This is a genomic window from Microbacterium sp. CFBP 8794 (assembly GCF_014841235.1).
In the GTDB taxonomy this organism is placed as follows: Bacteria; Actinomycetota; Actinomycetes; order Actinomycetales; family Microbacteriaceae; genus Microbacterium.
The window spans coordinates 32,056-53,037 of record NZ_JACYTT010000004.1 but is presented as its reverse complement, the minus strand read 5'-3'; the positions used below and the strand labels follow the sequence as shown (position 1 = coordinate 53,037).

Sequence of the window (20,982 nt, the reverse complement as noted above, 5' to 3'; positions counted from 1 at the left end):
ATGACCGTTCCCTCTGTGCAGCTCAATGACGGAAACTCCATCCCCCAGCTCGGCTACGGCGTGTTCCTCGTCCCCGCCGACGACGCCGAACGCGCGGTGACCGAGGCCCTCGAGGTCGGCTACCGCCACATCGACACCGCGGCGATCTACAAGAACGAAGAGGGCGTCGGTGCGGCCATCGCCGCCAGCGGCATCCCGCCCGACCAGCTCTTCGTCACCACCAAGCTCTGGAACTCGCGCCACGACGGCGACGACCCGCACGCCGCGATCGACGAGAGCCTGCAGAAGCTGGGACTCGACGCGGTCGACCTGTACCTCGTGCACTGGCCGACCCCGCAGGCCGACAACTACCTCAACGCGTGGCAGAAGCTCATCGAGATCCGCGAGGCGGGCAAGACCCGCTCGATCGGCGTCTCGAACTTCCTGGTGCCGCACCTCGACCGCATCGTCGCCGAGACCGGTGTCACCCCCGTGGTGAACCAGATCGAGCTGCACCCCGCCCTCAGCCAGCGCGAGATCGCCGCGTGGGGCGCCGAGCACGACATGCACATCGAGTCGTGGGGCCCCCTCGGCCAGGGCAAGTACGACCTGTTCGAGCTGCCCGCGGTCAAGAATGCCGCCGAAGCCCACGGAAAGTCGCCCGCCCAGGCGGTGCTGCGCTGGCACATCCAGCACGGCTTCATCGTGTTCCCCAAGTCGGTGCGCCGCGAGCGCCTCGAAGAGAACTTCGACCTGTTCGACTTCGAGCTCACCGCCGACGAGATGGCCGCGATCGACCAGGTCGACCCGGGCGACGGCTCGGGCCGCGTGGGCTCGCACCCCGACGAGGTGAACTGATCTGAACCGCCTGGCGAACGCCTCGAGCCCGTATCTGCGGGCCCATGCCGACAACCCCGTCTCGTGGTTCCCCTGGGGGCCCGAGGCGTTCGCCGAGGCTGCGCGCCGTGACGTGCCCGTCATGATCTCGATCGGGTACAGCACCTGTCACTGGTGCCACGTCATGGCGCGAGAGTCTTTTCAGGATGCCGAGACCGCTGCCGTCCTCGATGACGGCTTCGTGTCGATCAAGGTCGACCGCGAGGAGCATCCCGACGTCGACGCCGCCTACCTCGACGCCGCCTCCGCCTTCACTCCCCATCTGGGTTGGCCGTTGACGGTGTTCGCCTCTCCCGAGGGGCGCGTCTTCTACGCCGGCACGTACTTCCCTCCCGCTCCCCGCCCCCCGCAGCCGTCGTTCCGCCAGGTGCTCGCCGCGGTGCGCGAAGCGTGGACCCTGCGGCGAGACGAGGTGGATGCCACCGGCTCCTCGCTGCGCGACGCGCTCGCCGCCGCGGCGACCGATGCCGCAGACGCGCCGCCCACGCTCGACCAGCTCGCGGCAGCAGCCCGCACCGTCGCCGCGCGCGAGGACCGCGAGTACTCCGGCTTCGCGGCGGGCCCGGCGTTCGAGACACCGAAGTTCCCCAACACCCCGGTGCTGCGATTCCTGCAGCACCCCGCGCTCGTCGACGCCGCCCCCGAGGCCGCACCGGTGGCATCCCGTGCCCTGGCGGCGATGCGCGACTCCGAGCTGCACGACACCGTCGACGGCGGCTTCTTCCGCTACGCCACGCGCCGCGACTGGAGCGTGCCCCACTTCGAGCGCATGCTCACCGACAACGCGGGCCTCGTCGAGGTCGCGCTCGCCGCGCGAGACGAGGTCACCGCCACCGACGCCGCGCGCTTCCTGGTCGACGTGCTCCAGCTCCCCTCCGGAGGGATCGCCGCGGCCCAGGACTCCGAGTCGATCATCGACGGCGCGCGCAACGAGGGCGGCTACTACCGCGCGTCCGCCGAAGAGCGGGCGGGGCTGGCTCCGCCGGCGCTGGATGCCAAAGTCGTCACCGGCTGGAACGGCCACGCCATCGCCGCGCTCGCCGCCGTAGGCACCCGCACCGACCCCCGTTTCGTCGAGGCCGCCCGCTGGGCCGCCGACGCCGTGCTCGAGAACAACGTCGCCGACGACGGGACGCTCCGCCGCGCCTCGCTCGACGAGATCCGCTCCGCCGCGCCCGCGACGCTCGAGGACTACGGCGGCTTCGCCCGCGGTCTGCTCGCGCTCGCCCGCGTGACCGGCGAGGTGGCCTACGCCGAGCGGGCCCGGGCGTTGATCGATCTGTGCCTCGGCGACGACGGCATCGCTCCCCCCGGCGGCGGGGATCCCGTGCTGACCGCGCAGGGGATGCAGCCCCGCGGGGTGCCCAGCGACGGAGCCGCTCCCTCGGGCCCGTCCGTGTTCGCCGCCGCCGCTCTCGACCTGTGGCGTCTGGGCGCGGGGGAGCGCTATCGCGAAGCCGCCGACACGCTGGTGCGCGTGGCCGCCGACGCGGCTCTCGCCGCACCGCTCGCGCACGGCGCGATCCTCGAGGTGGCCCTCGGACTCGCCGCCGCCCCGCGCCAGGTGGTCGTGGTCGGAGACTCGGATGCCGAGATCGCCGACGCGGCGCGCCGCGTCGCCGCCGACGTGGTGGTCGTCGCGTCGCCGGCACAGGCCCAGGCGTTCGCCGCGGCGGGCTTCGAGCTGTTCATAGGCAAGAGTGCCCTGGCCGGCGAGGCGACGGCGTACGACTGCCGCGCGTTCACGTGCGCGTTGCCGACGACGGATCCGGCGCGACTGGTCTGAGGCGGGTCCGCCCTCTCCGCGCGTTTCCCCGCTGCGCGCGGCCGGTGCGTTCCGACCCCCGCGCGGTGGTCCGCGGACCGTCCGACGCCGGGTGAGAGCCCGGATGAACAGCGCCCGCGCGGTCCTTCGCCTCCGGGGGCGACTACCGCGGCAACGGGCGGGTATGACCTTCTTCACCCGGGGCGTTCGGCGCGGGCACGCCCGCGGAGGCCGGCGCGGTGGGCGCAGGATCTCGACGGTGCGCCCTGTCCGGCGCCCCCGATCCGGCAGAAGAGGACCCGCCCATGACCACGAACACGCCGCCCCGAGCTCTCATCACCGGAGTGACGGGTCAAGACGGGGGACACCTGACCGAGCTGCTCCTGGCGAAGGGGTACGACGTCTTCGGTCTCGTCCGTGGGCAGCGCAACCCGCGTCGCGAGGCGTTCGCGCTCGAGTTCCCCGCCGTTACCCTCATCGAGGGCGACCTCACCGACCTCACGTCCCTCATCCGTGCCGTCGAGGTGAGCCAGCCCGACGAGCTGTACAACCTCGGTGCCGTGAGCCACGTCGGGTACTCCTTCCACAACCCGCTCCTCACCGCCGAGGTCACGGGCAAGGGGGTGCTTAACGTGCTCGAGGCGGTGCGCCTGGCGGGGCGTGCGGGATCGACGCGCGTCTATCAGGCGTCCACCTCCGAGATGTTCGGCGGTCTCGACTACAACCGCCCCGCGACCGGATACACCGAGCAGTCGACCTTCCACCCCCGGAGCCCCTACGGCGTCGCCAAGCTGTTCGGCCACTGGGCGGCGACGAACTACCGCGAGAGTTACGGGATGTTTGTCTCGTGCGGCATCCTGTTCAACCACGAGGGCGAGCGACGGGGCGTGGAGTTCGTCACCCGCAAGATCACCGACGCCGTCGCCGGTATCGTGACCGGCCGGCAGTCCCACCTCGAACTCGGTGATCTCACGCCGCGGCGCGACTGGGGATACGCGGGCGACTTCGTCGAGGGCATGTGGCGCATGCTGCAGCACGACCAGCCCGACGACTTCGTGCTCGCCACGGGCGAGACCCATTCGATCGAGGACTTCCTCACGCTGGCTTTCGCCGCAGCGGGCATCGACGAGTGGCGCCCCTACGTCGTTCAGAACCCGGCGTTCTTCCGCCCCGCAGAGGTCGACGTGCTGCTCGGCGACCCGGCCAAGGCCGAGAGCGTGCTCAACTGGCGTCGCCGGGTGGACCTCCCCGAGATGACGCGGCGCATGGTCGCGCATGACCTGGCCCTCAGCGCCGCGCCGGTCGCCGCGGGATGAAACGCCTCGTCATCACGGGCGTCGGCGGTTTCGTCGGCGGTCACCTGGCGAGAGCGGCCGCCGAGGCCGGATGGTCGGTGTTCGGTATCGGCCGCAGCGAGCGGGCGGCATCCGGGATCGAGCAGGCGCTCGACGGCTACGCGGGGGTCGACCTGCGGCACGAGTGGCCGGCGTCGGCGCCGTCGGACGCCGCCATCGTGCACTTGGCCGGTCTCGCCGCCGTCGGTGCGTCGTTCGACCGACCGCAGCAGTACATCGCCGACAACAGCGCGATGACGACCGTGCTCTGCGAGGCGGCGTTGCGTTCCGGCGGAGGTGGGCGGATCGTGGCCGTCAGCTCCGGCGCGGTCTACGCGGCCTCCGCCGGCGAGTCGGTGCGCGACGAGTCCTCGCCGATCGGATTCTCGTCGCCCTACGTCGTCAGCAAGATCCTCGTCGAGAACCAGATCGCGTTCTACCGCGCGCGTGGACTCGACGCGGTGGTGGCGCGACCGTTCAACCACTTCGGTCCCGGGCAGGGCCCCGGCTTCCTGGTGCCCGACCTGGCGCGTCAGCTCACGGCATCCGCCCCCGGTGAGCCGCTCACCGTCGGCAACCTCGACACCCGCCGCGACTACTCCGACGTCCGCGACGTCGCCCGCGCCTATCTCGCTCTCGCCGACGCGCCGGCCTTGACCCATTCGCTGTACAACGTCGCCTCGGGTGTGGCTCGTTCCGGCCGCGACGTCGTCACCGCGATCTGCGCCGCCGTGGGGCGCGAGATCCCCCCGCTGCGCGTCGATCCCGAGCGCATCCGTCCCTCCGATCCGGCGTCGATCCGCGGTGACGCGTCTCGGTTGCGCGCCGAGACCGGGTGGCAACCGCTCCTCGCCTTCGAGACGACCATCGCCGACGCCGTGGTGAGCCTCGATGCGGCGGCCGCAGCGTGGCCGCCGTCCGACTCATCGGCTCTGCGGAGCGCCTGAGCCGGACTGCACGTCGGCGGGCGTCGGACGCCGTGGGGCCGGCGGCCTCTCTTCGCGCGGCGGGCCGTTCCTGTGTCCGCCGCGGGGGAAGAGCGGGCGAGCGAAGAACGCCGATCTCCCGTCGCGCGGGTGAAGTGCGGTTGTTCGAGCCGCGGAATGACGCGGAAGCAGCGCGAACCTGACAAAGCCTGATGCCTAACCTCGGCGCAACCTGAGTCCTCGGGTGACGTTCACCGCCACGTCGGCGGCACCTTCGGGGGTGGGCATGTTCCTCTCTTCACGTCTCTGGCCCGGTTCGATCGTCGCCACGATCGTGTTGATGGTGGGGACGGCCGTTCCCTTCGACGCGGCGATGGCGGTCTCACGTGTGGTCGTTTCCGCGGCCGCGCCCTCGACCGCTGACGCTCCGGCGCTGGCGGCGTCCGACGAGCCCTCACCGCCCCCGGCGCTTCCCGACGGGTCTTTCGCCATTCCGGCGAGCACCGACGTGGCAGACGGCGCCGAGCCGGCGGTGGTGCCCGCGATCGAACCGCCGCCCGTGGGCGCTGCCGTGCATGAGTGGGAGCGACGCCGCGTCCCCACCTCCGGTCTTCGCCCGGTCGATGAAACCGAGGACACCACGCGGTACGTCAGCGGCACGGGGTCGACCGTCACACGCGTGTCGTCCACACCCGAGCGGGCGCAGAACGACGACGGAACGTGGGTCGACGTGAACACGTCGGTGTCGCGCGACGGCGCGGACTGGACGGTCGACGACCACCCGCTCAGCCCCGTCTTTCGTGGAGGCGCCGACGAAGCCCCCTCGGTGACGGTCTCGCGCGAGGGCCACGACGTCTCGTTCGCTCTCGTCGGCGCTGAGGCCGGCGAGGTCGCCGCCCCGTTCTGGTGGTGGGACGACTGGGAGGAACTCACCTACCGAGACGTGACGGGCGGCGCTGACCTCGAGTACCGCGTCGAGCCGGGTGGGGTCAAGGAGTCGCTCGTGCTCGACGCCGCTCCCGTGTCTCGGTCGTCGTGGACGTGGCGTATCGATGCCGGATCTCTCACCCCGGCGCTCGGCGAGGCGGACTCCGTCGTGTTCACCGACGGATCGGGCGCCGAGGTGCTGATGATCCCCACCCCGATCGCCACCGACTCCAGCGGAGTCGAGGGCGAGTCGGGCGACACCGAGGTGGCCCTCAAGGTCGCGCTGTGGAAGGCGAGCGACGGTTCGTGGCGCTACACCCTGCGCGCCGATCGTGAGTGGCTGCGCGACCCCGCGCGTGTGTACCCCGTGCGTATCGACCCGACGGTGATGACTCCCAACGGCGCGACCGCGTACAAGTCCAACGGAACGGTCTGGCATGGCGCGCAGATGATCGGCAATACGCGCGAGGGCAACGGAAACCAATACTGGCGTTCGGTCGTTTCGTACGACTACGGCAACCTGCCCGGGCAGTTCATCGCGGCCGCGAACATGGCTGTGGGATACGACGGTGACGGCACGACCTCGTGGCAGCAGGGATGGGTCCAGCACGCGAGCGGCTTCTCGTACCATGGGACGGGTTCCCACCTCGGTTACTTCAACTTGGCGACCGATGCGGCCGAGATCGAGGGCGACGGTATCGTGGCCCGGCTGGCGAGCAACCTGCGTATCGGAGACCGTCCGGCGTTCATGATCGGGGGGTGGGAGGGGTCGAGCTACTCCCTGAAGCGTGTTCAGTCAGCGCTCTCGGTCGAGTCGTGGGGGTACCCGTCGGTGGGCGGGTGGGGTCCGGCCGACGGCGGCGGGGGCGTCTCGCTCACTCCGATGCTCGGTTTGAACGCCTGGAATCCCGGCAACCGCGCGCAGCAGTACACCTTCGAGCTCGCGACCGACCCAGGCATGACGAACCTCGTCGCCGGGCGCGGGTGGGAGGGTGGCACGCAGTATCAAGTGCCCTCTGGTGTCTTGCGCACGGGCACGACGTACTACTGGCGCGTCTCGGTCGTCGACGACCTCAACGATCTGTGGGGCCAATCGACGTATCGCCAGTCGCCCGTGTACAGCTTCACGACGAACAACGTGCCACTGCCGGATGCAGCGACGGCGGCGCCGGGCAGCGCGGTCACCGAGACGCCGGCCACGGTGACGACGTTGACCCCGAGCCTGCGCGTTGGAGCCGTCGCCGACACCGACGGGGTCGGCGGCTCTATGAGGTACCAGTTCAAGATCGCGACGGGTCAGGATGCGCGATCGGGAGCCGTGGTGACGTCCGGCTGGATCACGGCGGCGAACGGGGTCGCCTCGTGGGCCGTCCCGCCGGGAACCCTGCAAGACGGCGGGGTGTACTCGTGGACGGTTACCACCAACGATGGGCAGGACACGAACACCGAGAACGGCTGGGTGCGTCGACTGCGCACGGATCTGCGGCTCGGCGCGTCGGGGCCGTCTCCGTACGACTCCGCCGGCGCGGTGACGACGAACCTCGCGAACGGCAACGTGAGCGTCTCGTTCGCCTCCCCGGCCGTGCAGACCCTCGGGGGCGCCATGGGGATGTCGTTCACCTACAACTCGCAAGAGGTGCCGGGCGCGAATCGGGGCCTGCTCGGCGAGTACTTCGATGCCCGCTCCGGCGGCGTGCCGCCCACCTCACCCGGCGGGTACACCTTCGCCGACAAGACCGCGGCGTTCGTGCGCACCGATTCGGCCGTGTCCTTCCGGTGGGGGCTCGGTTCTCCCGCCGAGGCGCTCCCGGCTGATCACTTCCTCGCGCGATGGACCGGTTTCGTGACCCTGCCGTCGGAGTTCATCGGGCGCTCGGTGCGGTTCGGAGCGACGCACGACGATGGCATCCGAGTCACCTACGACGGGCGCACGCTCATCGACCGCTGGCAGGGCGGCGGATGGACGACCCCCGCGGCAGACACGGTGACGGGTGTCGGCGGTGCCAAGCCCCTCCAGGTGGAGTACTACGAAGAGGTGGGTCTGTCGTACGTCGATCTCTGGGTCGAGTACACCCCCGATGGCGCGTCTTCGCCCACGCGGGTGAACGTCTCGCCCGAATGGTTCACCAAGCGTGTCACGACCCTTCCCCAGGGTTGGGGTGCGTCGGTGCCGCTGGCCGGTGCCGCCGCGACATGGGTATCGGCGCAGACCACCGACGCATCGGTGGTGCTGACCGATGTGACCGGCAAGACGCACACGTACACGAAGGCGGCCGCGGGAGGGTACACGCCGCCGACGGGTGAGTACGGCGTTCTCTCCTTGGACGGCAACGGCTGGGTCGTGTTCACCGATGAGGACGGCACTGTCTACCAGTTCACCAAGGAGGGACGCGTCGCGTCGGCCACGCCGCCCGAAGATGTCCGCAAGGCTGCCGCACCGCAGCCGATCTTGAACGCCAATGGCGTTGCGACGCAGATCGTGGATCCGGTGTCGAAGAGCGGCGATCAGTACACGCGCAAGGTCGTGTTTGGGTATCAGAACGGCGACCGCTCATCCTGCCCCGAGCAGTCGGGCGCGGGCTACGCGAAGGCCCCGGTCGACATGCTCTGCCGGATCTCCTATCCCGACGGCTCCGAGTCGAGGCTGTTCTACAACGGCAACGCCCAGCTCGCGGCGATCCTCGACCCGGGTGACGAGTCGACGCTGTTCGGCTACGACAATGCCGGTGGCCTTCTGAGTCAGATTCGGGATGCCACGGCCAACGACAGCATCCCCGTCCCTGCCGCGGCGGGGGCGGACGATCCTGCGTCGACGTCGATCAACTATGACGGCATGCGTGCCACGGGGGTGACGCTCCCGGCGCCGGATGGCGTCACGGCAGCTGAGCGTCCGACGCGCAGGTACTCGTACGGTGACGGACGCACGACGGTGTCGGTGGCGGGTCTGGCCGGGGTCTCTCAGACGGTCACCTATGACGCGGCGTGGCGGCAGACGGCATCCACGAGCGCGATGGGGGTGTCGACGAGCCAGGAATGGGATGCTGCGAAAGACCTCGTGCGGCGCATCACCGACGCCACGGGCCTGGTGTCGACGAAGGTGTACGACCGCACCGATCGGCTGGTCGCGGCCTATGGAGCTGCGCCGGTCGGGTGCTTCGGTGCCGACGGGCGCCCGGTCGACCGGCCGGTGGAGGTGGCGGGCTGCGGTGTCGTGCCGTCGTCGACCGGAACCGTGTACGACGGTGGGCTGAACGGTCTGCAGGTCGCGTACTACTCGAACACGCGCAAGCTCTCGGGTAAGCCCGATGCGTACGCCCTGGGTGTGGGTCCGGCGGACGGGACGTTCGAGAAGGACTGGGGTGGGGGCTCGCCGATCGCGGGGACGGTCTCTCAAGACAACTTCTCTCTGCGTGCGACCGGTCTGATCACCTTCCCTCAGGCCGGGACGTATCAGCTGCGTACCAGCACCGACGACGGCTCGCGTGTCTGGCTCGACGACGTCCTGATGATCGACCGCTGGGTGGATCAAGGGCCGACGGCCGCCGACAGCGTCGCGTTCACGGTGGGCGAGGGTGACGTGCGCCGCGTGCGGGTGGAGTACTACGAGAACGCGGGCGGCGCGCGTGTCGATCTCCAGTGGAAGCCGCCGGGGGCGGGGTCGTTCCAGGCCGTGCCCGGAAGTCAGCTGCGCCCCGACTACGGACTCGTGACCCGCTCGACGATGGACGATTCCACGTCTGTCGCGGGGGCTGCGGCCCCGTCGATCGTGACCGAGACGACGTATCAAGATCCCATTGTCGGACAGGTGTCGGCCTCGACGGTCGACCCCGGCGGTCTGGCGTTGAAGAGCACTGTGGTGTCCGAGACGGTGAACGGCGCCGGGTGGCTGCGGCAGAAGTCGAAGGCTCTGCCGGCTGTGACGGCGTCCGGTTCGATCTCGGATGCCAAGAGCACGACGCGCGCCTATTACGGCGACGACGAGCAGCTGTCGGAAGACACGTGCGGCGTTCCTGCGGGTACGCGTCAGTTCGGGATGCTGAAGTCGTCGACCGGGCCTATACCTGACAGCGGGCCCGCGATCGTGACGTCGTATGTCTATGACGCGATGGGTCGCACCGTCGGCACACGGGTCACCGGCGACGAGGCGTGGTCGTGCACGACGGTAGATGCGCGTGGTCGCACGGTGAAGGAGGTCTCGGCGGGCGGGGACGATGTCGCAACCGACACGGTCACGACGACCTATGCTCCGACGCCCGCGGGACTCTCGGTGACGGTGATCGGAACCCCTGTGCCCGGGTCGCTCACGTCGGCGACGACGACAACCACTGACCTGCTGGGGCGCGTTGTCTCGTACACCGATGTGTGGGGTGTCGTCACGACGCCGGTCTACGAATCGCTCACCGGCCGCGTGCTGCACGTGACGACGGCCAGTCCCGGCGTTGCCTCGTCGACGACGGCGTTCGCCTACGACCGCGATGGTAAGACGACGACGGTGACGTTCGATGGGCAGGTGTATGCGGCGGCGTCGTTCGATGCGAAGCAGCGCCTCGCGCAGGTGTCGTACCTGGGTGGGTCGGCGCTGGGCGTGTCGTGGGATGACACGCGCGGCACGATCGGGGCGCAGACGTGGTCGTTCCCGTCATCGGCGTCGATCACCGATGAGGTGACCCGGTCGGTCGCGGGGCGGATCGTGCGAGAAAGCATCTCGCAAGACGGGCAGTCGTTCGACTCCACCTACGGCTACGACGCGGCAGGCCGCCTCGTCTCCGCGAACATCCCGGGGCATGAGCTGTCGTACGAGTTCGCGTCGTCGGGAGGATGCGGGCCGAACACCTCCGCGGGTGCATCGGGTAACCGCACGCGATACGTCGATCGGTACACGGCGCCGGGGTCGTCGCAGACGGCTGTGATGACGGCGGAGTACTGCTACGACTGGGCTGACCGTCTGGTGTCGAACCCGGTGTGGGGTGCGGGTCCGGGTGCGTCGCACATCGCCGACGGCTTCAACGCCGACGAGATCACGTACGACCTCCGCGGCAACACGACGCGATTGTCGGACCTGTTGTTCTCGTACGACGCCGACAACCGTCACGTGGGGACACGGACGTACGCGGGATCGAAGGTGTCCCTGACACGGGATGCGTCCGGTCGTGTCGTGTCGCGGACCGTGGACCCGGCGGGGGATGCTCCCGAAGTGACATCCCGGTACGTGTATGCGGGTGCGGGGGATAGTCCGTGGGCGGTGCTGTCGGGGGATGCTGCGCCGGTGGTGTTCTTGTCGCTTCCGGGTGGGGTGACGGTCGATATTCCCGCGTCGGGGGCGGCGTCGTGGTCGTATCCGTCGTTGCAGGGTCACACGGTGACGACGGGGGATGGTTCGTCGGCGTCGGGTGTGCTGCTGTATGACCCGTTCGGTCAGCCCCTCGACCCCGACACGCTCGCGCTGGGTACGGGGGCGGCGAATGAGTCGGGTGCGGTGAGTGGGACGACGGGGTGGCATCAGGGGGCGCAGAAGCTGACCGAGGCGTTGGAGACGGCGCTGATCGTCGAGATGGGCGCCCGCTTGTATGTCCCGGCGTTGGGTCGGTTCCTGCAAGTCGACCCGGTCGAGGGCGGCGTCGACAACGACTACGTCTGGCCCACCGATCCGGTCGAGAAAAACGACCTCAGCGGGCGGGCCTGGTGGCACGACATCGGGCGCGCGATCACCGACTCACCGGCTGGTAAGGCAGCGTTGTTCGCGTGCGGGTTCGTCCCAGGACTAGTGGGCGCTGCCTGCGGAGTCGTGGAGACCTTGGCCTATGTGGCGCAGGGACGGCTCGGCGACGCAGCTGTCTCCGCCGCAGGCGCGGTCGCGGGAAGCATAGGCATGAAGGCCGTCTTCAAAGCTGCCGCCTCCACGCTTCAGGCAACAGTGGGGGCCCGAGCGATCGCACAGCTTGGCCGAGTAACGACCCGCGTCGAAGTGCGGCCGATCTCCCGCACTGTTCGCACACAACTAGAAGTACCACTAACCGCGGTGTTCAACGTTGCCAACAACGGGATGGGTGACGCCGTACGTCCGTTGGTAACCGGTTGGCGAGTGAACGTTTTTGGTACGCAAGCAACAAAGCGTAGCGGAGGATGGATGCGGGCCTATGTATATTGAGCGCATACCAGGTTCTGCCCGCGGGGCTCGCGTCGGAGGGTGCCTTTTTGCGGCGGCATTCAGCGCGCCAATGCTCACGTATGACTGGAGCTTGCCGGGCACGAAATCTGCACTCTGGCTGCTTCTCGTCACGGTCTTCTGGTTGGTTCGTCCGTGGTTCATGGGTGTTTGGCTAACTTCGGAATCGGTCATTGTTCGTGGCTGGTTCCGAACATCGGTCATGCTTCTGGCTGAGATCGAAGGAGTTTCTATAGTTCGGTACGCCGGCATGTTCTCGTGGGGATCGATCGGTTGGCTGCCCCTTGCGGGTGCAGTGGCGGTTGTGAAGATCCGAGTGAAGGGCGAGGCGCGCGATTTTCCCGGAACCATCGGAAGGCAAGTAACCGTCCGAGCGGTCGCTCGTCGAATCCGGGAGGCCGCGGGGATTGCATTGACACGCTCGGACTTCGATCCTTTGCAGTGAGCGCAGGCGTTGTGGACGGCGTACCAGGCGGACGGCTCTGCCAAGGCTAGGTGGACAACGACAACGTGTCCGCGGTATCCCCTTCTCAGGTAAACGCCGCAGATGCCGTCCTGGCGCGTCCAGAAGCCCCCGGCGCGATCGTCGCGGGCGCCTGTACAAGGGCAAGTCTGAGGCCTGCCAATACGATCGCGCGTTGGTCAGGACGTCTTGCAGAGACGATCACGGCCTCAGGCTCCCGGGAAACGTGCTGCACCGGTGAACACCTACGCTCGAGGTAGTCGACAAGGCAAAATTCGATACTACTGAGTGAAAGTTGTTGCGGTAATGAGTATCGATCGAAGAACAAGGAACGGCCGCGTCTTTCGCCTTTTCGTGATGACGTTGATTTTGATTTGGTTTCCGATAGGGGCTCTGATTGCAAGCATTGGACGACCCATTGAGAAGATTTTGTTGTTGATCCTTCCTGTATTTCCTGTGATCGTGGGTCTTGTTTGGGCGTGGCTGCGTGTTTGGTGGGTAGGAGTCTTTCTTGAGAGCGAGATGCTGGTGGCTCGTTCGTGGTGGCGGACACGCTCCTACTCGCGTAGCTCCATAAGGCGAGCGACGGGGGTGTTAGAAGAAGGGTGGTTCTACATTCTTTGCTGGCCCGTTGTGAGCGGATCCTTGCAGAGTGGGGTCGTGCAGCTCGAAACTCAGGACAACCTTTTTGTTTTAGATGGTTCTCTCACGTCCCTTGGCTCCGCGCGTGCGGAGGCAGAGCGGGTAAATCGCTGGCTTGGGCTGGATGTGGGAGCGGGCGAAGGTCCGAGGCGACGTCGATCACAGTATGAATAGCCCAGTAATGCGGTACCCAAGGGTGCGCGGATGACGTTTGTCCACCCGGCCCGAGATGGAGCCCCAAGCGACGATTACCGACAAATTGAGTGGAGTTCCGACGAAGGCCGGACAACTCCGCATCCGCTCCCAGTCGTCGCCTGTTGCTCCGACGTCCGCCGGTCATCCTGCGTCACGACCAGAGGCAATCTCCGCCTGGCGATGACGACGATGCTCGTGGACTGAGCGGATCGGGAGTCCGCCAGAGGCCTGCCTCGTGGGGTATCGGGGCTGAACCCGCTCGTTCACTCCAGCAGATGCCGCAGGTACCGTCCCGGCGCGTCCAAGAATCCCCGGTGCAATCGCACCAGCTCCAGGTCTTCCCACGCGCTCTCGCGAATGCCCCACTCGCCGAGCTCGAGGATCGTCGCCCCCGGCAGGGCGGCGAGCACGGGGGAGTGGGTGGCGCAGATGACCTGCGTTCCGCGTGAGCGCATGCGGTCGAGCGACGCCAGCCAGCGCAGCGTGGACGAGAACGACAGGGCCGCCTCGGGCTCGTCGAGGCACGCGAGGCCCGCAACGTAGTGCTCGTGGTCGAGGGCTTCGTCGAGCAGGGCGTTGAACGACTCGCCGTGGCTCATCTCATGCAGGCTCGGCGCCGGGCCGCCCAGTTCTTCGCGCCACGAGTAGTAGCCGTGCATGGTCTCGGCGCGTAAGAAGAAGCCCCAGCGCGGCGCGCGGGGGCTGCGCTCGATACGCAGCCACTCGCCGAGGGCGCTTTCGCTGCGGCGGGTCTCGGTGCCGCCGTTCGTCGAGCCCCCCTCGGCGGGAAGCCCGGCGGCCTCGGCGATGCCCTCGATGAGGGTGGACTTGCCCGAACCGTTCTCGCCGACGAGAAAAGTGACGCCGGGACCGAACTCCCACCCGTCGCCCGCCGCGACCTCGAGAAACTGCGCCACCGCCGGCACGGTCGCCGGCCACGCGGCGTGGTCGACGGGGGCATCGCGGAACAGCTTCACCCGCTGCACCGGCCGCGGGTCGTGCAGCCACTCGTCGCCGCGGCTCACGTCAGATCCAGGTGGGCAGCCAGTTGTGCAGGCGCCAGAACTCGTACGGCACCGGCAGCCCCGCCCACACGGGGTACCAGAACGCCGAGATCCCCACGCATACCACCACGAAGACGAGCACGACACCCTGACCGCCCGCGCGCGACATGCCGCGCGTCCCCTGAGCGATGTCACGCAGGGCGAGCGCGAGCGCGAGCACCAGGAACGGCAGCATCGCCACCGTGTAGAACTGGAAGATCGTACGCTCGGGGTACAGCAGCCACGGCACGTAGGTGGCGGCGAGCCCCGTCAGCACCAGCGCGTGGCGCCAGTCCCGCACGATGACGAACCGCACGAGCAGATACACGGATGCCGCGACCCCGGCCCACCAGATGAGCGGGTTCGCGAGGCTCGAGATCGCCTCGGTGCAGCCGTCCGGCAGGGCGCAGCCGTTCACCCCGAAGTCGTCTTGGTGCCAATACATCGACGTCGGGCGGATGAGCAACGGCCATTGCCAGGCGGGGCTGGCGTAGCTGTGCGGGGTGACGAGCCCGACGTGGAAGTTGTACATCGCCTGGTGATAGGCCCACAGGTTCTGCAGGGGCTGCGGCACCCACGACCAGAACCCGCTCGCCGACGCGGCGAGGCCGCGCATGTACCCGCCCGAGGTGAACAGCCAGCCCGACCAGCTCGCGAGGTACACGACGGCGGCGACCGGCACGAGCAGCACGAACGAGGCGAGGCCCTGGCGCACGGCATCCATCGGCCACTGCACGACACCCGCGCGGCGGCGCGCGAGCGCGTCGGTGACGACGGCGTAGATGCCGACCCCGGCGAGCACGTACAGGCCCGACCACTTCACGCCGGTCGCGGCTCCCGCTGCGGCACCCGCGGCGAGCAGCCAGGGGCGGTTCCAGAGGATCGGCCCCCACCGGGGCGGATCGCCCTCGCGCGCCGCGACGAGACGGGCCAAACGATCGCCGGTGCGCCGGTGATCGAGGGCGACGAACCAGAACGTCAGCACGACGAAGAACGTGAGAAAGATGTCGAGCAGCGCGATGCGGCTCAGCACGATGCCGAGGCCGTCGATGGCGAAGAGACCGGATGCCACGGTCGCCAGCGGAATCGATCGCGTCAGCGTCCGCGCGAACAGGTAGATCAGCAGCACCGTGGCCGTGCCGAAGACCGCGGCCGACAGGCGCCATCCGGTCGCGGAGTCGGGGCCGAGCACCGCCATGCCGGCGCCGAGCAGGATGCGTCCGAGCGGGGGGTGCACGACGTAGCTGCCGATGCCGGTGAAGACGTCGGTGTCACCGTCGGCGAAGCTGGCGTCGGCGCCCTCGGGCCACGTCGAGGGATACCCGAGCACCCACTGGCTCCACGAGTCCTTCACGTAGTAGGTCTCGTCGAACACGAGCTGGTGCGGATTGCCGAGGTCGATCAGACGCAGCACGGCCGCCACGACGGTGACGAGGGCGGGAGCCAGCCATCGCCACACGCGCAGACCTCGGGGATCGAGGAGCATCGCGTCACGCCACCGGTCGAGTCGCGTTCGCTCGATCGGGGCCAGCAGAGGAGGGCCGACGGTGCTCACGGCCCCCAGCCTAAGGTGGAACGGTGATCATCCTCGCGGCGACGCCCATCGGCAACCTGGGTGACGCCTCGCGGCGTCTCATCGAAGCGCTCGAGAACGCCACCGTCGTGGCGGCGGAAGACACGCGCACCACCCAGCGGCTCATGGCCGGCCTCGGCGTCGAGAACCGTCCGCGCCTGATCGCCCTGCACGATCACAACGAGAAGGAGCGCGCCGCCGAACTCGTCGAGCTCGCGCGCGTCGACGACCTCCTCGTGTTGAGCGACGCGGGCATGCCCACCGTCAGCGACCCCGGTTACGGTCTGGTCGCCGCGGCGGCCGCCGCCGGCGTCACGGTCACCGCCCTGCCCGGTCCGAGTGCGGTCGTCACCGCCCTCGCGGTGGCGGGACTCCCCACGGACCGCTTCGCCTTCGAGGGGTTCCCCCGCCGCAAGCCCGGCGACCGGCGTCGCGCCTTCGCGCAGCTGGCGTCGGAGGAACGCACCCTGGTGTTCTTCGAGTCGCCGTCACGGCTGGCATCCACTCTCGACGACCTCGCCGCCACCTTCGGCGCGGATCGCCCCGCGGCGGTCTGCCGCGAGCTCACCAAGCTGTACGAAGAGGTCAAGCGCGGAACCCTCGCCGAACTCGCCGCCTGGGCGGCCGAGGGCGTGCGCGGGGAGATCGCGATCGTCGTGGGCGGCGCCAGTGCGCGCGAGGTCGCGTTCCCGGATGCCGTGACCCAGGTGCTCGAACTCGTGCGCGGCGGCACGCGACTCAAAGAGGCCGCGGCCGAGGTGGCGTCGTTGACCGGCCACTCCTCGCGCGAGCTGTACCAGGCGGGACTGGCCGTCAAACGCTGACCCGTCACGCGGTCGGGCGCGTCGGCGCGCCCCCGTAGAATCCTCAGGTGACTTCCGGCCGATCCTTCTACATCACGACGCCGATCTACTACCCCAGCGATCTGCCCCACATCGGGCACGGGTACACGACCGTCGCCGTCGACACGCTCGCGCGCTGGCACCGCCAGGCGGGCGACGACACCTGGATGCTCACGGGCACCGACGAGCACGGCCAGAAGATGCTGCGCGCGGCCGCCGCCAACGGCGTGACCCCGCAGGAGTGGGTCGACAAGCTCGTCACCGAATCGTGGTTCCCGCTGCTCGAGACCCTCGACGTCGCCAACGACGACTTCATCCGCACGACGCAGCCCCGTCACGAGGAGCGCGTGCAGCAGTTCGTGCAGGCACTCTTCGACCGCGGCTACATCTACGCGGGCGAGTACGAGGCCCTGTACTGCGTGGGTTGCGAGGAGTTCAAGCCCGAGGCCGAGATCGTCGACGGGACCGGTCCGTTCGAGGGGCTCAAGGTCTGCGCGATCCACTCCAAGCCGCTCGAGCTGCTGCAGGAGAAGAACTACTTCTTCAAGCTCAGCGATTTCCAGGACCGCCTGCTCGAGCTGTACAAGACCGAGCCCGACTTCGTGCGCCCCGAGTCGGCGCGCAACGAGGTCGTGTCGTTCGTGCGCAGCGGTCTGAAAGACCTGTCGATCTCGCGCTCGGCCTTCGACTGGGGCATCACGGTTCCGTGGGACCCCTCGCACGTCATCTACGTGTGGGTCGATGCGCTGCTCAACTACGCCACCGCCGTCGGCTACGGCACAGACCCGGTCACCGGAGAGGTCGCCGACGAGTTCGCCCGCCGCTGGCCCGCCTTCCACGTCGTCGGCAAAGACATCCTGCGCTTCCACGCCGTCATCTGGCCGGCGATGCTCATGGCCGCCGGCCTCGACGTGCCCCGCGGGGTCTTCGCGCACGGCTGGCTGCTCGTCGGCGGCGAGAAGATGTCGAAGTCCAAGCTCACCGGCATCGCGCCCACCGAGATCACCGACGTCTTCGGCTCCGACGCGTACCGCTTCTACTTCCTCTCCGCGATCGCCTTCGGCCAGGACGGCTCCTTCTCGTGGGAAGACCTGTCGGCCCGCTACCAGGCCGAACTCGCCAACGGCTTCGGCAACCTGGCATCCCGCACCATCGCGATGATCGAGAAGTACTTCGCAGGGATCGTGCCCCCGGCCGGCGAGTACGCCGAGGGCGATCTCGCCATCCAGCGGATCGTGGCGGATGCCGCGGCCTCCGCCGACGCGGCCGTGGAGCGGTTCCGCATCGACGAGGCGATCCAGGCGATCTGGACAATCGTCGACGCGCTCAACGGCTACATCACCGAGAACGAGCCGTGGGCGCTGGCGAAGGACGAGGCGAAGCGCGAGCGCCTCGGCACCGTGCTGTACACCGCCGCCGAGGGACTGCGCGCCCTCGCGGTGCTGTTGTCGCCCGTCATGCCCGTCGCGACCGAGAAGCTCTGGACCGCCCTCGGTGCCGCCGAGAGCCTGGGCGGCGTGCGCGATCAGCCCCTCCGCGAAGCGGGAGCCTGGGGCGTGCTGCGGGCGGGGACGTCGGTCGCCGGCCTGTCGCCGCTGTTCCCGCGCGTCGAGCAGGCGTGACGCCCGTGGCCCCTGAGTCGGTCGAAGGGTCCGCCCCCGCCGGCTCCACGCCCGTCGAGCGCCCGCGCGGAACCATCGACGGCGTCGATCCCAGCCAGTACGTGCGCGAGCGCTCGGTCGACGGGCGCCGCGACGTGAGCTACCCGCCCGCGCCCGAGCCGCTCGGTGTACCCGTCTACGACAACCACACGCACCTCGAGATCGAAGACGGCGACACCGGCCTGTCGCTCGACGAGCAGCTGGAGCGGGCCCTGGCGGTGGGTGTCCACGGCGTCGTGCAGGCCGGCGGCGACATCGACTCGTCGCGGTGGTCGGCGTGGGCGGCGCGCACGCACCCGCGTGTGCTCGCGGCCGTGGCCGTGCACCCCAACGAGGCCCCCGTGTACGAGCGGGCGGGGGAGTTGGATGCCGCGATCGCGGTCATCGACGAGCTCGCCGCCGAGCCGCGCGTGCGGGCGATCGGCGAGACGGGCCTGGACTTCTTCCGCACCGAGGCCGACGGCATCCCGGCGCAGATGCGGTCGTTCGAGGCGCACATCGCGCTGGCGAAGAAGCACGGCATCGCCATGCAGATCCACGATCGCGATGCCCACGAAGCCGTACTCGAGACGCTGGAGCGCGTCGGCGCTCCCCACAAGACGGTGTTCCACTGCTTCTCGGGCGACGCCGACATGGCGCGCATCGCGGCCGACCGCGGGTACTACCTGTCGTTCGCGGGCAACGTCACGTTCAAGAACGCGCAGAACCTGCGCGACGCGCTGGCCGTCACGCCGCGCGAGCGCATCCTCGTCGAGACCGACGCCCCGTTCCTCACCCCGGCGCCCTACCGCGGCCGCCCGAACGCGCCGTACCTCATCCCCGTGACGCTGCGGTTCCTGGCGGCCGAGTTGCGGATCGATGCCGACGAGCTCGCCGCGCAGGTCGCCGCGAACACGCTCGAGGTCTACGGCGAGTTCTAGGCCGGCGCAGGGTTCAGCGCTTCTCGTCGTCGAGTCGCGCCTCTTCGGCGCGCTCGAGACGGTCTTTCTCCTTCTGCGCCGCTTCGCGCTCTTCGCGGATCTCTTCGTGGGACTTCGAGTTGTTCGTCATGGAGGGATCCTGTCAGCTCTTCTGCTTCTTCGGCTTGCGTACGAACAACGTTTCGGTCTGCTCGAGTTCCATGCCCTTGGTCTCGGGGATCTTCCACAGCACGAAGACGAACGACAGCGCCGCGAAGAACGCGTAGGCGCCGTACGTGATCGTGAGCGACCAGTCGGCGAGCTGCGGGAAGGTCCACGACACGAGGAAGTTGGCCAGCCACTGCGCGCCGGCGGCGACGCCGAGGGCCTTGCCGCGGATGCGGCTGGGGAAGATCTCGCCGAGCAGCACCCACACGAGCGGTCCCCACGACGCGCCGAACCCGACGACGAAGAGGTTGGCGGCGACGAGCGCGACCGGACCCCAGGCACCCGGGAGCGAGACGTCCTGCCCCGAGCCCGTGGCGAACGAGAACGCGAGGGCCATCGTGCCGAGAGAGAGCGCCATCAGCGCGGAGCCCACCAGCAGCAGGGGCTTGCGGCCGACGCGGTCGACGAGCCAGATGGCGATCAGGGTCACGAGCACGTTCGTCACCGAGGTGATCACGCCGATGAGCAGTGAGTTGCTCTCGTCGAAGCCGACCGCCCGCCACAGGCTCGTGGAGTAGTAGAAGATCACGTTGATGCCGACGAACTGCTGGAACACCGACAGGATGATGCCGATCCAGACGATCGGCTGCAGTCCGAGGGCCTTGCCCGCGAGCGACGCGCTCTTGTTGCGGCGGTCGGCCTCGAGGCCGTTGGTGAGCTCGGTGAGGGTCTTCTCGAGGTCGGCCGGGGGCACGAGGCGGGCGAAGACGGCCCGCGCCTCGTCGGTGCGCCCGCGCGCGAGCAGGAAGCGCGGCGACTCGGGCATCGTGAAGGCCAGCAGACCGTAGACCGCCGCCGGCACCACGCCGATGAGGAACATCCAACGCCAGGCCTCGAGTCCCCACCAGAGCTGGTTGTCGGCGGTGCCCCCGGCGATCCCGACCAGGACGGCGTTGCTGAGCAGGGCGGCGAAGATACCGAGCGTGATCGCCAGCTGCTGGAGCGACGCGAGGCTGCCGCGGATCTGACGCGGGGCCACCTCGGCGATGTAGGCCGGGGCCACCACCGAGGCGATCCCGATGCCGAGCCCGCCGATCACGCGCCAGATGGTGAGGTCGAGCACGCTGAAAGTCAGCGCCGATCCGATGGACGACGCGAAGAACAGCACGGCGCCGACCATCATGACCTTCAGTCGACCGAAGCGGTCGGAGAGGGTGCCGGCGGCGATCGCACCCACCGCGCAGCCGATCAACGCGATCGCGACGACGAAGCCGGTGAGGGTCGGAGCCTTCGTGTATTCGGTCTCGATCGACTGGACCGCGCCGTTGATGACGGAGGAGTCGAATCCGAAGAGGAACCCGCCGACGGCCGCCGCGATCGAGAGCACCACGGCTCGTCGACCGAAGGGGCTGCGCAGGGTGAAAGCATTCGCGGGGATCGACTGGGTCTGACTCACCCGCACACGCTACTCCTGTCGCCCGGAGCGCGCAGCGAGGCTGACT

Annotated in this window: 12 protein-coding genes; 9 read left to right on the top strand and 3 right to left on the bottom strand. The window is 69.0% G+C overall.

What is annotated here, in order from left to right:
* From IFU19_RS11125 to IFU19_RS11100, 6 genes are all read left to right on the top strand, one after another.
* The gene (locus tag IFU19_RS11125) at positions 1-837 is read left to right on the top strand and encodes an aldo/keto reductase (RefSeq protein ID WP_192013840.1); all 837 of its coding nucleotides are present in this window, start codon (positions 1-3) and stop codon (positions 835-837) included.
* A gap of 1 nt (position 838) precedes the next feature.
* Positions 839-2,662 (top strand): thioredoxin domain-containing protein, encoded by a 1,824-nt coding sequence (locus IFU19_RS11120; protein WP_192211957.1) that lies wholly within the window; start codon positions 839-841, stop codon positions 2,660-2,662.
* 284 nt (positions 2,663-2,946) lie between these two features.
* Complete coding sequence (locus tag IFU19_RS11115; protein ID WP_192013838.1) at positions 2,947-3,957, top strand: GDP-mannose 4,6-dehydratase; 1,011 nt, start codon at positions 2,947-2,949, stop codon at positions 3,955-3,957.
* Positions 3,954-4,922, top strand: coding sequence for an NAD-dependent epimerase/dehydratase family protein (locus IFU19_RS11110; RefSeq protein WP_192013836.1), 969 nt, complete (start codon positions 3,954-3,956; stop codon positions 4,920-4,922). Before IFU19_RS11115 ends, IFU19_RS11110 begins: the two co-directional genes overlap by 4 nt.
* A 223-nt stretch (positions 4,923-5,145) precedes the next feature.
* Positions 5,146-11,976 (top strand): PA14 domain-containing protein, encoded by a 6,831-nt coding sequence (locus tag IFU19_RS11105; protein WP_192013833.1) that lies wholly within the window; start codon positions 5,146-5,148, stop codon positions 11,974-11,976.
* 70 nt (positions 11,977-12,046) lie between these two features.
* Positions 12,047-12,439, top strand: a complete 393-nt coding sequence (locus IFU19_RS11100; RefSeq protein ID WP_156459489.1) for a hypothetical protein — start codon at positions 12,047-12,049, stop codon at positions 12,437-12,439.
* A gap of 1,118 nt (positions 12,440-13,557) precedes the next feature.
* On the opposite strand, the gene IFU19_RS11095 is transcribed toward IFU19_RS11100, so the two are convergent.
* On the bottom strand, positions 13,558-14,319 hold the full coding sequence (locus tag IFU19_RS11095) for an AAA family ATPase (RefSeq protein ID WP_082509467.1): 762 nt from the start codon (positions 14,317-14,319) through the stop codon (positions 13,558-13,560).
* A gap of 1 nt (position 14,320) precedes the next feature.
* Positions 14,321-15,892: a phospholipid carrier-dependent glycosyltransferase gene (locus IFU19_RS11090; protein WP_192013831.1), complete on the bottom strand. Its 1,572-nt coding sequence runs from the start codon at positions 15,890-15,892 to the stop codon at positions 14,321-14,323.
* A gap of 23 nt (positions 15,893-15,915) precedes the next feature.
* Here IFU19_RS11090 and rsmI point away from each other — a divergent pair, with 23 nt between their 5' ends.
* The 3 genes from rsmI to IFU19_RS11075 all read left to right on the top strand — a co-directional run bounded on the left by rsmI (position 15,916) and on the right by IFU19_RS11075 (position 19,333).
* Positions 15,916-16,734, top strand: a complete 819-nt coding sequence (gene rsmI / locus IFU19_RS11085) for a 16S rRNA (cytidine(1402)-2'-O)-methyltransferase (protein ID WP_070409642.1) — start codon at positions 15,916-15,918, stop codon at positions 16,732-16,734.
* Between the two features lie 47 nt (positions 16,735-16,781).
* Positions 16,782-18,374 carry a methionine--tRNA ligase gene (metG, locus tag IFU19_RS11080; protein ID WP_192013824.1) on the top strand — a complete coding sequence of 531 codons (1,593 nt, stop codon included), beginning with the start codon at positions 16,782-16,784 and terminating at the stop codon, positions 18,372-18,374.
* Positions 18,375-18,448: 74 nt separating this feature from the next.
* Positions 18,449-19,333, top strand: a complete 885-nt coding sequence (locus IFU19_RS11075; protein ID WP_192211956.1) for a TatD family hydrolase — start codon at positions 18,449-18,451, stop codon at positions 19,331-19,333.
* Positions 19,334-19,475: 142 nt separating this feature from the next.
* Here the strand turns inward: IFU19_RS11075 and IFU19_RS11070 are convergent, their stop codons facing one another.
* Positions 19,476-20,936: a sugar porter family MFS transporter gene (locus IFU19_RS11070; protein ID WP_192013821.1), complete on the bottom strand. Its 1,461-nt coding sequence runs from the start codon at positions 20,934-20,936 to the stop codon at positions 19,476-19,478.
* Positions 20,937-20,982: the final 46 nt, after the last annotated feature.